This window comes from Mesorhizobium sp. WSM4850 (assembly GCF_055811735.1).
Genome location: NZ_JBVVPV010000006.1, coordinates 152,299 through 166,398, shown reverse-complemented (window position 1 = coordinate 166,398; position 14,100 = coordinate 152,299). Strand labels below are relative to the sequence as shown.

Sequence of the window (14,100 nt, the reverse complement as noted above, 5' to 3'; positions counted from 1 at the left end):
GCGTTCATGGAATGGCGCGACGAGGGAATTATTCTCGGCACCCGCAAGCATGGCGAAACCAGCGCCATTCTTGAGGTCATGACGCGTGCGCATGGCCGCCACCTCGGCCTTGTGCGCGGCGGCCGCTCGCGCAAGCAGCAGCCGGTTCTGCAGCCCGGCAACCGCGTCGACCTGTTGTGGCGGGCGCGGCTCGACGAACATCTTGGCATCTTCCAGGCCGAGGCGATCGAGATGAACGCCGCCCGGCTGATGGACAGCGCCGTCGCCATCTATGGGCTGCAGACCATGGCGGCGCATCTGCGCCTGCTGCCCGAGCGCGACGCGCATGACGGCCTCTACGAGACGCTGGCCGTGATGATCGCCCATCTCGACGATGCGGACGCCGCCGGCGAGCTGGTGGCGCGCTTCGAATTGCTGATTCTCGACGAACTCGGCTTTGGCCTCGATCTCAGCCAGTGTGCCGCGACCGGCGCCAGGCAGGACCTTGCCTATGTCTCGCCGAAGTCCGGGCGCGCCGTGTCGCGCCAGGCCGGCGCGCCATGGCGCGACAAGATGCTGGTGCTCCCCGCATTCCTGCAGCGCGGCTCCGGGCTGCGCGCCGATCCGGCGGCGATCGAGGACGCCTTCCGGCTGACCAGCTTCTTTTTTACCCGCCATGTCTACGAGCCGCGCGGTATCGAGGCGCCCGGCGCCCGCACCGGCTTCCTCGCCGCCCTTCGCAAGCACCACGCGGCGGGCAAGGAGATTGGCGCCGAGACCGCCGCCGGAGAAATCATTACATGAGCGACGTGGAACTCTATCCAGGCCGGGTTTCGCCGCCCGGCCTCGGCACCATTCCACACGCCGACATCGGCTGAATATACCGGCCTGGAATTGCTCCAGCGCATTATCGACAGCAAATACAAGGCGCCGCCGCTGGCTTTCGGCACCGAAACGTGCTCGATCTTTCCGCTCGCCAGTCTGGCGGCGCTGACTCGGCTGGCCGTCTGGCCGCCGTATTTGTCGGTCACTACTGGCTTGGTTTGGGGGAACCGCCATGTTCGAAAGCCTGATCGGCCTCGTCGCGATCATCGCGCTGTTCGTCATTATCTCGCGCCAGCAGAGCCGCATCGGCCTGATCGAGCGCGAACTTGGTGCGCTGCGCAGCCTCGTGCTTTCGGGCGTCCATGTGGCCCCGCCGCAGGCCAAGCCGGTAGAACAGGCCGCAAACGACAGCATGCCGGCAGACGCGGCAATTGCGGCCGTCACCGACATTGCCCCGCCACCGGCGGGCGAAGCTGCTGCTGAGGAAAAGCCGCCCACGCAGGTTGAAGCCACGGAGGCTGCATCCGGACCGTGGGCTGCGGGTGAAGCGGCGCCGGCTGGGCCTGCACCTGCGCAACCGGTGGCCGCGACGGCGAAACCGGCCCAAAAACCCGATATTGAAACGGCGCTCGGCACCCGCTGGGCGGTCTGGGTCGGCGGCATCGCGCTGGCGCTGGGCGGGCTGTTTCTGATCCGCTACACCATCGAGGCCGGCATTTTCGGTCCCGGCGTGCGGCTGAGCATGGCAGCAATGCTCGGGCTGGTGCTGGTCGCCGTCGGCGAGTTCATCCGCCGTACCGGCTTCAAGGTGCCGGTGCAGGGAGTCGCCGGCGCCTATATTCCGGCGATCCTGACGGCGGCCGGTGCTTTCATCCTGTTCGGCACGGTTTATGCCGCGCATGGCGTCTACGGCTTCATCGGGCCGGCGCTCGCCTTCACGCTGCTCGGCGCCATCGGTGTGGCGACGATCGCAGCAGCCCTCGTCCATGGCAAGGCGCTGGCCGGTGTCGGCCTGCTCGGCGCGGTGGTGACGCCCATGCTGGTCGCCTCGCAGGCGCCGAATCCTTGGGCGCTGTTCGGCTATTTGGCGATTGTGCTCGCCGCTACCGGCGTGATCGCCCGCCTGCGCGACTGGAAATTGCTGATGGCGGCAGCGTTCGTCGGCACCGGCCTCTGGACCATTCTTTACATGACCGATGCGCCGGGCACCAACCTGCCTGTCGTCCTCTTTATCAATGCGGTGACCCTGGCGGTGCTCGCCCTCGTCTGGCTCGGCCGTCGCGGTGGCGAAGCAGAACCCGCCAGGGGCTTCGACTGGCCATCGGTCGCGCCTGGCTTCTTCGTCGGCCTTTCGGCGATGGCGCTGTTCGTCGACCCCGCATACGCTGCCGGCGATGCTCTGCCGGGTGCAGCCCTTATCGCAGCCTTGGTCGCGGTAGCGCTCTACCGACCGCTGGCGCTGGCGCTTCTGCACGCCGCAGGGCTGGCGACGGTTCTGGTCTACCTCGGCATCATTCCGCCAACCTCTGTCGTTTCAGACTTTTCGGGTGGCGCTCTCGGCGTCGATGGCCTGCCGGCGGCAGTTGCCGATACGCTGATACTCAGGATCGGCATCGTTCTCGGACTTGTGCTCATCGCAGCCGGCTTCTGGGCAGCGCGCAAATTTGCTGCATCGGCTCACATCCGCGCCGCCTCATGGGCGGCATGGGGCGTTGTCGCGCCGCTGGTCATTCTGTTGGCGCTCTGGTTCACCTTCGGCAATCTCGACCGCGATCTTGTCTACGCGGCGGTTGCAGCCCTTTTGGTGGTGGTCTTCGCCACCGGCGGCGAGTGGATTGCGCGCGGTGAACAGCCGCCGCTGCGGGGCGGTGCGGCCGTCTCGTTCGCGCTTGGCGGGGCAGCAGTCGCTGCCTTGCTGATGCTCTACATGGCCTTTGGGTCCGGCTGGACGACCATGCTTCTGGGTGCCGCGGCCATCGTGCCGGCGCTGGCCACCCGCTGGCGCGCCTACCCGGTGCTCGGCTGGATTTCGGTCGCTGCGGTCATCGCGGTGCTCGGTCGCATCGCCTTCGATCCGACAATCGTCGGCGCTGAATTCCTGTCGAGGACGCCGGTGTTCAACTGGCTGCTGCCGGGCTACGGCGTGCCGGCGCTTGCCTTCGGCTTCGCCGCCTGGCAACTCGCCCGCACCACAAATGGCCGGCCACGCCTCGCCATGGAAGCGGGCGCAGCGCTGTTTGCAGTGCTCACGGTTGCCATATTGGTGCGCCATGCCATGCATGGCGGCGTCATCGACATGGGTGCTGCGACGCTCGCCGAGCAGGCGATCTACACGCTGATCGCCATCGGCGCCGGCGCCATCCTGGTCGCCGTCGACATGCGCTCGCCAAGCTTGATGCTGCGCTATGGTTCGCTTGCCGCGGGCGTCGTCTCGGTCGCCTTCATCGTCATCCAGCATTTTGTGGCGCTGAACCCGCTGTTTACCGACGAATCAACCGGCCGGATCCCGGTGTTCAACCTGCTGTTCCTCGCCTATCTCTTGTCAGCCCTCGCTGCCGGCGGGCTCGCGCTCTACGCCCGTGACAAGCGGCCGAAATGGTATGCCGCGATGCTGGCGCTGGTGGCGGCGCTGCTCGCCTTCGTCTATGCGACGCTGTCGGTGCGGCGGCTGTTCAAGGGCGAGTTCATCGGCCTGTGGAGCGGCCTCGGCCAGCTCGAGACCTACACCTATTCCGCGCTGTGGCTGATCATCGGCGTGGCGCTGCTAACCGCCGGCGTTTGGCTGAAGTCGCAGGTGCTGCGCGTTGCGTCGGCCGCGCTGATCTCGGTCGCTGTCTTGAAGGTGTTTCTCTTCGACATGTCGGAACTGGAAGGCGTTCTGAGGGCGCTGTCCTTCATCGGCCTCGGCGCAGTGCTGATCGGCATCGGCCTGTTTTATCAGCGACTGCTGACAAGAGCGGCGAGAGGAACCTAAGGGATCGTCTGTTTGAATGTCCAATAAAATGGAATAGTTGAAGGTTCAGCAGGAGATATTCAAAAGTGCCTCTCTATATTCGCGACAAAGAAGTGGAAGCGCTGGCCGCAAAATTGCAGTGTGAGATCAACGCTGCCAGTAAAACGGAAGCAGTGCGGATTGCACTTTTGCATGAACTTGAGCGTAACCACGCCCGCAAGCCTTTGCGTGACAGGATTGCGGTGTGGCAGGAGAAGTGTGCCGCGTTGGGGCCATCCGATCCCAACTTCGACATGAAGGCATTCACCGACGAGGCATGGGAAGACTGACGTTGGCGAGCCCGATCCGGGCGGTTCAACTGTGAGTGCCAATCCGGCGCGGGATATTCCGCAGCGCTGGGGGATGCGAAGGAACTCGACGGCTCGATTGTAGATCGCTGCGCTTTCCGGCACATGCCACGACTCTGCCTTCCCTCTCAATCCCACCGGGAATAAACCAGTCCGCGCCAGCGTTATCATGTTGCTTGGGTGGCCGGGCGGCGGACCGCTTCGCGCTGGCCGCTTGCGCCGCGCCGTGAAGGCGCGTTCAATCGGATGAACAAGGGCGACCTCAGAACCAGCGGTCATGGACGAAAAGAAGGCAGCAATCCTGGGCGAGATACCACGCCTGCGCCGTTATGCGCGCTCGCTGCTGCGCGATCGCGATTCCGCCGACGATCTCGTTCAGGACTGTCTCGAACGGGCGCTTGTGCGGCTCGACAATTGGCAGACTGGAGAAAGCCCCAGGAGGTGGCTGTTTACGATCATGCATCATTTGTTCATCGACCAGATGCGCAAGGTGAACCGGCGCGGCGAAGCAGCGATCCTGCCGCTGGAAGCGCGGGAGGCGCAGGCAGCACCCGCTGAGCAGGTGGAGAGCATCGCCTCGCGCGAGATCATCGACGCGTTGCAGGCGATCAGCCCCGATCGGCGCGCAGCACTGGTCATGGTCGCCATCGAAGGCTTTTCCTATGCCGAGGCCGCCAACATCCTCGGCGTCCCGGCCGGCACGCTGATGTCGCGCATCGCGCGCGGGCGTGACGAGTTGCGCGGGTTGCTGGATGATGCCGCGCGTCGCCGGGCGATAAGGATCGTCGAGAAATGACCCGGCGCGACTTTTCCGAACGCGACATCCATATGGCCCTCGATGACGAGCTGCCGGTTGACGAGCGCGTGGCTTATGATGCCTGGCTCGAGGCCAATCCTGAAATGAAGGCGAGGAGCGTCCGCTATGTCGCCGACCGCGCAGCACTGCGCGCCGCCTTCGCCGGCGTGCTCGACGAGCCGGTGCCGGCGCGGCTGCAAAATATCGTGTTCGGCGAGGCGCCGGTCAAGACGGCGGCATCGAGCTCGCGCTGGTGGCGGGCGGCTGCCGCAGCGGCGATGCTGGCCATCGGCGGTGTTGGCGGTTATGTCGCCGGCATCGACCATCTCGGTGTGGAAGATCCGGCCGAGGACCAACTCGTCGAGCAGGCGATCGCAGCCCATGTCCTCTATGCCGCCGAGCAACGGCATGCGGTGGAAGTGCCGGCCAGCGACAAGGATCATCTGCAGACCTGGCTGTCCAACAGGGTCGGCCTGAAGCTGGTCGCACCGGATCTGGCGGCGCAAGGATTCCAGCTCGTCGGCGGTCGGCTGCTGCCCGCTGGCGAGAGCAAGGCCGCGATGTTGCTTTATGAGGACGCCAAGGGCGAGCGCATCTCGCTGTTCGTCACAGCGGAATCGGCCGAGAAGACCAAGGGCACTTATGGATCGGAAGAAGACGGCCCCGAGGCGATCTACTGGTTGGACAAGGGCTATGGCTGCGCCGTCGTCGGCTCGCTGCCGCGCGCGCAGCTGACTGCAGTGGCGAAGAGCGCCTACAGCCAGCTTGTCGCCGGGCTTGCCAGCTGAGCTGCGCTGTTTTTCAAAGCTTGCGTCTACAGCGCCGCGTCTTTGGACACGCAAAGGCTGCAGCACTTAATTTTTGCGCATGATACTTTCCCGAAAATCGATTTCGATTTTTTTGGGGGTCATGCGCCGCCGAAACTGTCACAATTCAGCCCGAATCGAGGTGCGATAGCGCTTGACGGATGCTGGCGCTTCGGCTGTGTTGTCGACACTTCTGACCAGGCCTTTCCAAGAATCGAATCGAGGTTTTCCAAGCCCGCATGCCTGCCGAGATTCGCACGGCCCGCGCGTCCGACGTCGATGACCTCGCGGCGATCGAAAAAGCTGTTTTCTCTGGCGACCGCATTTCCCGCCGCTCCTTTCGTCAGTTGATCGAACGCGAGACCGCCGAGATGCTGGTTGCCGAAAACGACGGCCGCATCGCCGGCTATGCGGTCGTGCTGTTTCGCAAGGGCAGCGGAGTCGCGCGGCTCTATTCCATTGCCACCGGTCCGCTTTTCGGCGGGCTCGGAATTGGCCGCATGCTGTTGAAACGGGCCGAGGAAGCCGCCTTCGAGCACAACCGCATGATGCTGCGTCTCGAGGTGCGCGAGGACAACAGCCGAGCCATCCGCATTTACGAGCAGAGCGGCTACCGCAAGATCGGCCGCGAACCGGGCTATTACGAGGACGGCACCACGGCGCTGCGCTACGAAAAGACCCTGCGCGGCGACATTCCGGTCGCCACCAGGGTGCCGTTCTACCAGCAGACCTGCGATTTCACCTGCGGCCCGTGCTGCCTGATGATGGCGATGGCCAATTTCGATCCCGGCTTCGTGCCCGACCCGGTGATGGAAATCCGTTTGTGGCGCGAGTCGACCACCGTTTTCATGATGTCGGGGCCGGGCGGCTGCGAGCCGTTCGGCCTCGCCGTTGCCGGCCACGAAAGCGGGCTCTCTGCCGAGATATATGTCTCCTTCCATGGTGCGCTGTTCCTGCAGTCGGTGCGCAGCCAAGACAAGCGCCGGGTGATGGAACTGGCGCAGGTCGACTTTCGCCGGCGCGCGGAACGTTACGGCATCCCGGTGAATTACCGTCCATTCGCCATCGACGATATCCGCACCGCAATCGCAGAAGGAAAACTGGTGTTGGTCCTGATCAGCGGCTTCCTTATGTTCGGCAAGAAGGTTCCGCACTGGGTGCTGGCCATCGGCGACGATGGCGACCATATCCTGATCCACGATCCCTGGGTCGAAGACGAGAGACAGGAGACCATCCTTGATGCCGCCAACATTCCGGTGCCTTACGGCATCTTCATGAACATGGCGCAATTCGGCCGCGATGGATTGCGTGCCGCCATAATCCTCGGAAAGCGCTGAAGACAATGACCTGGGTCATCCTTACCGGCCGGCAGAACGATCTCGATCAGGTGGCGACACCGCACAAGATCATCACCAATCGCGACTATCTCGCGCATCCGGCGCTGTTTCGCGGCCAGCGGCCGAAAGTCATCAACCTGTCGAACAATTACGGCTACCAAAGCCGCGGCTACTATGCCTCGCTGCTCGCCGGTTCGCGCGGTCACAAGGTCATTCCGACGGTCGAGACGATGATCGACCTGTCCGAGCGCAAGCTCTACGAGCATGCGCTGCCGGAGCTGGAACTCGCGCTCAACAAATGCCGCAAGGATCTGGGCGGAGCCTTTCCGCAAAAAGTCTGCATCTTTTTCGGCATCGGCTCGTCGAGGATTTGGGATCGCTTTGCCAAGCTTTTGTTCGACTGGTTCCGGGCGCCGGCGCTGGAAGTCCATATCACGGACAGCGCCGAATGGGCGTCGATCCGCAAGATCGGCTTCCATCCGCTGGCCAGGATGACCGAGGACGAAGAAAAGCGCTTTCTTCAGTGCCTCGAGACCTACACCAGCCGCGAGTGGCGTGACACCAAGGGCCGCACGCCGGCGCGCTACACCTTCGCCACGCTGGTCGATCCGCATGAGGAGTTGCCGCCATCGGAGATCTCGTCGCTGCGCTATTGGGCCAAGATCGCCGAGAAGATGGGCGTCGAAATCGAGCCGATCACCAAAAAGGATCTGGCCAAGCTCGCCAACTACGACGCGCTGTTCATCCGCGAGACGACTTCGATCTCCAATCACACCTACCGCTTCGCGCGCCGCGCCCAGCAGGAAGGCATGCCGGTCATCGATGATCCGCTGTCGATGATCCGCTGCACCAACAAGGTCTATCTCAACGAGCTGATGACCTACAACAAGGTGCCGGTGCCGCCGACGGTGATGATCGCCGGCATCTCGGACCTTGAAGTGGCGGCGCAGACGCTGGGCTTTCCGCTGGTGCTGAAAATCCCGGACTCGTCGTTTTCACGCGGAGTCAAGAAATGCGCTACCTTGGAGGAGCTGAAGACGCTTGCCACCGAATGGCTGGAGGATTCCGATCTCCTGATCGCACAGAAATTCATTCCGACCCAATATGACTGGCGCGTCGGCGTGCTCGGCGGCCAGCCTCTGTTTGCCGTGCACTACCTGATGGCCAAGAAGCACTGGCAGATCGTCAACCACAAGGCCAACGGCAAGCCTGACCAGGGCGGCATCAAGACCTTCACCTTGAAGGAGGCGCCGGCCCATGTCGTCGAGACGGCGGTGAGGGCGGCGCGCTGCATCGGCGATGGCCTCTACGGCGTCGACCTCAAAGAGACCAAGGACGGTGTCTTCGTCATAGAGGTCAACGACAATCCCAACCTCGACCATGGCTGGGAGGACTCTGGCGAAAAAGATGAGGTCTGGGTGCGGCTGACGCAGTGGTTCCTGGAGCGGCTCGACCGACAGGGACGGTAGCAGGGGTTCTATCCGATCGACGCCCCAGCCTTCTATCCGTCGCGGCAGGCTCACACCTTCGGCTCCCCGCCCGAACACGGCGCTGTATCCCCTCAGCGTTTTTCAGTCGGCCGGCTGCACTGTTTGCCGCCGCGATTTCTCGATTGCCGCATACCGTTTGAGAAACGCGTTTTGCGCCCAGGTCACCGAACGCGGGGTGAAATCGAAGCGGTCGGCATTGAAGCCGCGCGGCCGGCCGAAGAATTCGGTCGCCTCGGCGGTCGAAAAACCGGCAAGCAGCGTCGCCTCGAAATAGGCGGCGATCTGGTCGGCGCGCTTGATCTCCTTGCGCAGGCCCGCAACCGGTTCGACCGGCAGCAAAAAGCGCAGATGGATGGCACGCTGCAGCCTCAGCTCGCACTCCTTGTAGCTGCCGCCCATCACCGATTTGAACGGTGAGATCATGTCGCCGATGACATATTCCGGCGCGTCGTGCAGCAAAGCCGCCAGCCGCGCATCGGCTGGGGCGTCCGGCACCAGCTCGCCGAAAAGCGCCTCGACCAGCAGCGAATGCTGGGCGACGGAAAAGGCGTGATCGCCGATGGTCTGGCCATTCCAGCGGGCGACGCGGGCAAGCCCATGGGCGATGTCCGAAATCTCGATGTCGAGCGGCGAGGGGTCGAGCAGATCGAGCCGCCGGCCCGACAGCATGCGCTGCCAGGCGCGCGGCGGCGCGCCGGGACGATCGGCCGCCATCAGGCCTCCTCCGCGCCGACGGGTTCCTGCGGGAAGATGAATTTCGCCCAGGCCGGGATGGTGAGCGACACCGGGACGTCATCCGCCATGATCGGCTGGCCGGAGTCGAGCGCTGCCTTGACGCGGTCGATGCGGGCTATGGCGAGGCCCGCCGTGCCGGCGGCCGTGCCAAGCGTGCCGACCGGTCGCCCTGCAACTGTCAACTCTGTGCCAGGAGCGGGCAGGGGCCGTTCGGCCGAAACGATCAGCACCCGCCGTCTGGCGGTGCCGCGATGCTGCATCCGCGAAACCACCTCCTGGCCGACATAGCAACCCTTCCTGAAGCCGACGCCGCCGGTCTCGTCGAGCAGCACATCATGCGGGAAGGCGTCGCCGAGCTGATAGTCGCTGCCACTTTCGGCAATCCCATGGGCGATGCGCAGAGCTTGCCATGCGGCCGGGTCGCCGCCAGCGGCAGCGGCGCCATAAAAGCGTGCGGCCGGATCGCGGCCGGCGGCAGCGGCGCCATAAAAGCGATTGACGACTGCGTCGCGGAACCGTGCATCGGCAACCGGCGTTGAATCAAACTGCGAAGCAGTTGAATCATCCCCCCAAACAACAGCGACAAGTCCCTGATCTGCCTTGGCGATCTCGACCTTGGCGCGCAATTTGTAGAGCATCAGCCGGCGCATGAAATCGTCTGATATATCGGATCGGCATTCGAGGCGGAACAAATTCTCGCCAGCGCGGGAGATCAGGAAGTCGAACAGAATCTTGCCTTGCGGCGTCAGCAAAGCGCCCGGCTTTGCCTCGCCGGCAGCCAGCGCGTCGAGGTCGGTGGTCAGAATGTTCTGCAAAAAGCTCTCGGCATCCGGTCCTGACACGGAAACGAGCGCGCGGTCTTTCAACTGGGCAAAGGGCATGGGCGGAAAAGAACCTGATCTTGCAAAACGGTCGGCCATTACGTAAGCCGCTGGCACTCCCCCCGCAAGAGACCGGATCAGCATGGCCACGACCTACGACCTCATCCTGACAGGCGGCACGGTGGTCAACCACGACGGCGAAGGCCGGCGCGACATCGGCATCAACGGCGGGCGCATCGCCGCTATCGGCGATCTCGGCCAGGCTTCCGCTGGCGAAACGGTCGACTGTCGCGGCCTGCACATCCTGCCGGGCGTCGTCGACAGCCAGGTGCATTTCCGCGAGCCGGGGCTGGAGCACAAGGAAGATCTGGAGACAGGTTCGCGGGCAGCGGCGCTGGGCGGCGTCACCGCCGTCTTCGAGATGCCCAACACCAACCCGCTGACCACCAGCGAAGCAGCGCTTGCCGACAAGGTTCGGCGTGCCACCGGCCGCATGCATTGCGACTTTGCCTTCTGGGTCGGTGGCACCCGCGAGAACGCAAAGGACGCCAGCGACCTTGAGCGGCTACCCGGTGCTGCCGGCATAAAAGTGTTCATGGGCTCGTCGACCGGTGACCTTTTGGTCGAGGACGATGAAAGCGTTGCCTCGATCCTGAGGAATACGCGCCGCCGTGCGGCCTTCCATTCCGAGGACGAATTCCGGCTGCGCGAGCGGCTCGGCGAACGCATCGAGGGCGACCCGGCCTCGCATCCTGTGTGGCGCGACGAGATTGCCGCCTTACGCTGCACCGAGCGCCTGGTGCGCATTGCGCGCCAGGTTCGCGCCCGCATCCACGTGCTGCACATCTCGACCGCCGAGGAGATTGTTTTCCTCGAACAGCACAAGGACGTCGCGACCTGCGAGGCGACGCCGCATCATCTGACGCTGAGCGCGGACGATTATGCGCAGCTTGGCACGCTGATCCAGATGAACCCGCCGGTGCGCGCATCGCGCCACCGCGACGGCATCTGGCGCGGCATTGCGCAAGGCATTGTTGATGTGCTGGGTTCCGACCACGCCCCGCACACGCTGGCCGAGAAGGCGAAACCCTACCCGGCCTCGCCGTCGGGCATGACCGGCGTGCAGACGCTGGTGCCGATCATGCTCGATCACGTCAATGCCGGCCGGCTGACGTTGCAGCGTTTCGTCGACCTGTCCAGCCACGGCCCGCAGCGTATCTTCGGCATGGCCAGGAAAGGCCGCATCGCCGCCGGCTACGACGCCGATTTCACGATCGTCGATCTGAAGCGCCGCGAGACCATCACCAATGCGCAGGCAGGCTCGAAGGCCGGCTGGACGCCCTACGACGGCCGGCAAGTCACCGGCTGGCCGGTTGGCACGATCGTGCGCGGCCGGCGCGTAATGTGGGAAGGCGAGATCGTCACACCCGGACAGGGCAGTGCGGTGGAGTTTTCCGAGGCGCTGGCGGTATAGAGCGGCGGACTTTCAAATCGCATCGTCCCGCCGCTTATCTTCTGTTTGAGCATCGGATTTTCCCAAAACCGGTATCCCCTCCGATGCTCTGCGCGGGCTTGAGGGTAGGAGAGGCTATGCCGCTCAGTCTCCGGCGACGAAGAACGTCCACTGTCCATCCGGGGTGATGCCGACGCGGTAGAAGATGTAGGCGCCGAACTGCTTCATGCTGTCATAGTCGCCGGCGGTGACGATCTTGAACAGCTCGACCCGCTGCCTGGCGTTGAGCTTGTCCAGCGGCAGCGCGAAGAAATATGGCCAGACATAGAGCTCCTGCGGCGTGCCGACATCGACATGGACATAGCCGGCACTGAGCACCTCTTCCAGGATGGCGAGGATTTCCTGGCCTTCCGTGTCACCCGAAAGTCCTTTCAGGAAGGTGATCGGGTCGCCTTCGATTTCGCTCAGCGACAATTGGGTCATCGCATCGCCCTGGCCGATCAGCGGCCGGAGCTTTTCGATGTCGCCGCTCTTGCAGGCCCCGATAATCAAATCGTGCATGCGCCTGACCGGCTCCGGCAGCTTGCCGAGATCGTAGACGACCTCGGGCAACGGTTCATCCGGGTCGACTTGCGGATTGGCTATGCCACCATCGTCTGTTGGCCCGCCCGGTTCGACCTGTTCCCGTTCGTCGGGTGGCGTCGGTTGGCTCGCCGCAGGCGGCGTCGCGCCGAGCGGGCCGGGCGTCGGCACCGTGGTTCCGGGCGGCGACATGTCGTCGTCGGCGGGCGGCGTGACTGGCGAGGGCAGGTCCTCGCGCTTGATTTCACTCAAAGCATAGGCGGGGCTGATTGCGAGGCAAAGCGCCAGCGGAAACGCGGCGCAAAAAGCGGCAAGCCGGATGCTGAGGGCCAAGCCACGCGGCTGGCCTGACGTCGAAAAATTCACCGCCTGCCTCTCCATGATTCCGTCCAGCTGCCCGGGCCCTTACAGGTGCCCAGGCCCGCCCAGGTGCCCGGGGCATGACGCCCAAGCGGCACGCCGTCATCGAAGAGCCTGATGCCAATCAGTGCCGCAGCCGTCCCGGCTCGAAGGCCCCAGCTATCACCTTTTCACGCATGCGGTCGAGCAAGGCAAGGGCTGAGGTCTCGCCATTGGCACGCAGCATCTCGCCGAACGCGGTTTCGAGGGCCGCCTCGGCGATGATTTCCGTCTCGATTCCGGCCGAAAGCCCTTCCGCCCAGGCCTCGCTGTGGCTTTCCACTGCAGTCAGGCGCTTTTCTTCCCTGACCAGCGCGTCGATGTCGTTGACGCCATGTTCCATTGCGATGTCCACCCTTTTCAAGCGGCGATCCGGCGGATGCGGATCAGGCTTGGGCTGTCCCTTTTACTCGCAGGTTAAGTAAGTACTTGTAAATACGACATTTCTGGGGTCGTTTCGACAAGGGTTCGTCACGTTTTGCAAACCTGCGTTCGATCCGATTCAAAACTTAGCCGATTAGGCCGGCGAGCGGGATGAAAACCTTCAGTTTGAGTTAATTCCACATCCGCGCCGTAACGTTTTGTTAACACCGTTGCAGAAGTGCAACACAACAATTGCACCAAGACGCCACCAGACACAAGCGGGCCGGGACACAAGCAGGGGGAGCCAGGCTCAGTTGCCGTAGCGCGAGGCGATGTCGCGCGACAGCGTCTCGCCTTCCTTCATGTAGCGGCTGATGGCTTCGGTCGCCGAGGCGGTACACTGTGTATAGGTGCCGCCAAAGGAGCGGTAGCCGCGGTTGAAGCTGGCGATGAAGCGGGCGCGCCGCTCCGGGTTCGGGTTTTCCGAAGCAATCAGCTTCTCCATCTCGACCCGCCATTGGTCGCCCTTCTCCCCGCACAGATTACGCAGGAAATGCAGCGACCCAAGCACCTCGGCCAGCCGCATCAGCCCCGGCTCGAACGGCGACTCGGCGGCCATGGCCGGCCGCGCCCCGATTGCCGTACTGGCGGCGAGGCAAGCTGCAAGGAAAACCGATGCGCGGATCATAAATCTATGTGGCCAAACAATTTGTCGCCTGCAAGGCGATTTTGGAGGTTACGCGCCTGTATTCCTGAGCAATTCGTCGGCAACGGCAAACACCGAAGCGGCAATCGGCAGCGCCGTCATTTCGCTGAGTGTATAGAAGGCGGCGGTCTCGGCGTCGTCGCTGGCCACGGGCTCGCCGCCGGCATAGGTGGCGCCGAATACCGTCAGCAGATAGTCGACCGGGTGCCCGTCGCTGCCGCCGTCGATGTGGATTTCCCGAAGGCGGCGGTAGTTGCGCGCATGCAACCCGGTTTCCTCCAGCAATTCGCGCTGCGCGGCTTGTTCCAGCGTTTCGCCGGCCTCCACCTTGCCGCCTGGAAACGCGTAGAATCCTTGCGAAGGCTGCCGCGCCCGCTTGACCAGCAGCACCGTGTCGCCGCGGACAATGGCGACCGATACAGCCGGGAGTATTTTGCGCATCTCGTCCATGGATCTCCGATCGCCATTTGCCGCAGCCGGTTGTGGACCGGTCGGCGAGAACAAGCAT

14 protein-coding genes are annotated in these 14,100 nt (G+C 63.9%); 8 read left to right on the top strand and 6 right to left on the bottom strand.

The genetic code is table 11. The annotated features are described in order from the left end of the window. Window positions 1–6: 6 nt before the first annotated feature. The 7 genes from recO (at window position 7) to AC0L2Z_RS09810 (ending at window position 8,512) form a co-directional block, all read left to right on the top strand. The gene (gene recO, locus AC0L2Z_RS09840; protein ID WP_473627726.1) at window positions 7–783 is read left to right on the top strand and encodes a DNA repair protein RecO; all 777 of its coding nucleotides are present in this window, start codon (window positions 7–9) and stop codon (window positions 781–783) included. 253 nt (window positions 784–1,036) lie between these two features. After that, window positions 1,037–3,778 (top strand): DUF2339 domain-containing protein, encoded by a 2,742-nt coding sequence (locus tag AC0L2Z_RS09835; protein ID WP_473627724.1) that lies wholly within the window; start codon window positions 1,037–1,039, stop codon window positions 3,776–3,778. Between the two features lie 65 nt (window positions 3,779–3,843). After that, complete coding sequence (locus AC0L2Z_RS09830) at window positions 3,844–4,086, top strand: type II toxin-antitoxin system VapB family antitoxin (protein ID WP_473627722.1); 243 nt, start codon at window positions 3,844–3,846, stop codon at window positions 4,084–4,086. A 295-nt stretch (window positions 4,087–4,381) separates the two neighbouring features. Continuing rightward, complete coding sequence (locus tag AC0L2Z_RS09825) at window positions 4,382–4,900, top strand: sigma-70 family RNA polymerase sigma factor (RefSeq protein WP_023800756.1); 519 nt, start codon at window positions 4,382–4,384, stop codon at window positions 4,898–4,900. Next, on the top strand, window positions 4,897–5,688 hold the full coding sequence (locus AC0L2Z_RS09820; protein ID WP_128170817.1) for an anti-sigma factor family protein: 792 nt from the start codon (window positions 4,897–4,899) through the stop codon (window positions 5,686–5,688). Before AC0L2Z_RS09825 ends, AC0L2Z_RS09820 begins: the two co-directional genes overlap by 4 nt. A 257-nt stretch (window positions 5,689–5,945) precedes the next feature. Further along, on the top strand, window positions 5,946–7,043 hold the full coding sequence (locus AC0L2Z_RS09815; protein ID WP_128170816.1) for a peptidase C39 family protein: 1,098 nt from the start codon (window positions 5,946–5,948) through the stop codon (window positions 7,041–7,043). A gap of 5 nt (window positions 7,044–7,048) precedes the next feature. After that, window positions 7,049–8,512: a RimK family protein gene (locus AC0L2Z_RS09810; protein ID WP_128170815.1), complete on the top strand. Its 1,464-nt coding sequence runs from the start codon at window positions 7,049–7,051 to the stop codon at window positions 8,510–8,512. A 102-nt stretch (window positions 8,513–8,614) separates the two neighbouring features. Here the strand turns inward: AC0L2Z_RS09810 and AC0L2Z_RS09805 are convergent, their stop codons facing one another. After that, window positions 8,615–9,247 (bottom strand): HD domain-containing protein, encoded by a 633-nt coding sequence (locus tag AC0L2Z_RS09805; RefSeq protein WP_128170814.1) that lies wholly within the window; start codon window positions 9,245–9,247, stop codon window positions 8,615–8,617. Continuing rightward, window positions 9,247–10,149 (bottom strand): CAF17-like 4Fe-4S cluster assembly/insertion protein YgfZ, encoded by a 903-nt coding sequence (gene ygfZ, locus AC0L2Z_RS09800; RefSeq protein ID WP_473627721.1) that lies wholly within the window; start codon window positions 10,147–10,149, stop codon window positions 9,247–9,249. Before ygfZ ends, AC0L2Z_RS09805 begins: the two co-directional genes overlap by 1 nt. An 82-nt stretch (window positions 10,150–10,231) precedes the next feature. Between ygfZ and AC0L2Z_RS09795 the strand changes: the two genes are divergently transcribed. Further along, entirely contained in the window at window positions 10,232–11,563 is a 1,332-nt protein-coding gene (locus AC0L2Z_RS09795; protein ID WP_473627720.1) for a dihydroorotase, read from the top strand. A gap of 123 nt (window positions 11,564–11,686) precedes the next feature. Here the strand turns inward: AC0L2Z_RS09795 and AC0L2Z_RS09790 are convergent, their stop codons facing one another. The 4 genes from AC0L2Z_RS09790 to AC0L2Z_RS09775 all read right to left on the bottom strand — a co-directional run bounded on the left by AC0L2Z_RS09790 (window position 11,687) and on the right by AC0L2Z_RS09775 (window position 14,042). Further along, a complete protein-coding gene (locus AC0L2Z_RS09790) occupies window positions 11,687–12,490 on the bottom strand; it encodes a hypothetical protein (protein WP_473627741.1) in 804 nt (267 codons plus the stop codon). A 118-nt stretch (window positions 12,491–12,608) separates the two neighbouring features. Next, window positions 12,609–12,866, bottom strand: coding sequence for a hypothetical protein (locus AC0L2Z_RS09785; protein ID WP_023800747.1), 258 nt, complete (start codon window positions 12,864–12,866; stop codon window positions 12,609–12,611). Window positions 12,867–13,196: 330 nt separating this feature from the next. Then, the gene (locus AC0L2Z_RS09780) at window positions 13,197–13,574 is read right to left on the bottom strand and encodes a TIGR02301 family protein (RefSeq protein ID WP_027152710.1); all 378 of its coding nucleotides are present in this window, start codon (window positions 13,572–13,574) and stop codon (window positions 13,197–13,199) included. Window positions 13,575–13,622: 48 nt separating this feature from the next. Next, window positions 13,623–14,042, bottom strand: coding sequence for an NUDIX hydrolase (locus AC0L2Z_RS09775; protein ID WP_473627718.1), 420 nt, complete (start codon window positions 14,040–14,042; stop codon window positions 13,623–13,625). Between the last annotated feature and the right edge of the window lie 58 nt (window positions 14,043–14,100).

What these genes read in the sequence shown, in the direction of transcription:
- AC0L2Z_RS09815 (WP_128170816.1), top strand. Translation starts at nt 5,946, where the DNA reads ATGCCTGCCGAGATTCGCACGGCCCGCGCGTCCGACGTCGATGACCTC.
- AC0L2Z_RS09785 (WP_023800747.1), bottom strand. Translation starts at nt 12,866, where the DNA reads ATGGAACATGGCGTCAACGACATCGACGCGCTGGTCAGGGAAGAAAAG.
- AC0L2Z_RS09805 (WP_128170814.1), bottom strand. Translation starts at nt 9,247, where the DNA reads ATGGCGGCCGATCGTCCCGGCGCGCCGCCGCGCGCCTGGCAGCGCATG.
- AC0L2Z_RS09775 (WP_473627718.1), bottom strand. Translation starts at nt 14,042, where the DNA reads ATGGACGAGATGCGCAAAATACTCCCGGCTGTATCGGTCGCCATTGTC.
- ygfZ (WP_473627721.1), bottom strand. Translation starts at nt 10,149, where the DNA reads ATGCCCTTTGCCCAGTTGAAAGACCGCGCGCTCGTTTCCGTGTCAGGA.
- AC0L2Z_RS09820 (WP_128170817.1), top strand. Translation starts at nt 4,897, where the DNA reads ATGACCCGGCGCGACTTTTCCGAACGCGACATCCATATGGCCCTCGAT.
- AC0L2Z_RS09835 (WP_473627724.1), top strand. Translation starts at nt 1,037, where the DNA reads ATGTTCGAAAGCCTGATCGGCCTCGTCGCGATCATCGCGCTGTTCGTC.
- AC0L2Z_RS09825 (WP_023800756.1), top strand. Translation starts at nt 4,382, where the DNA reads ATGGACGAAAAGAAGGCAGCAATCCTGGGCGAGATACCACGCCTGCGC.
- recO (WP_473627726.1), top strand. Translation starts at nt 7, where the DNA reads ATGGAATGGCGCGACGAGGGAATTATTCTCGGCACCCGCAAGCATGGC.
- AC0L2Z_RS09795 (WP_473627720.1), top strand. Translation starts at nt 10,232, where the DNA reads ATGGCCACGACCTACGACCTCATCCTGACAGGCGGCACGGTGGTCAAC.
- AC0L2Z_RS09780 (WP_027152710.1), bottom strand. Translation starts at nt 13,574, where the DNA reads ATGATCCGCGCATCGGTTTTCCTTGCAGCTTGCCTCGCCGCCAGTACG.
- AC0L2Z_RS09810 (WP_128170815.1), top strand. Translation starts at nt 7,049, where the DNA reads ATGACCTGGGTCATCCTTACCGGCCGGCAGAACGATCTCGATCAGGTG.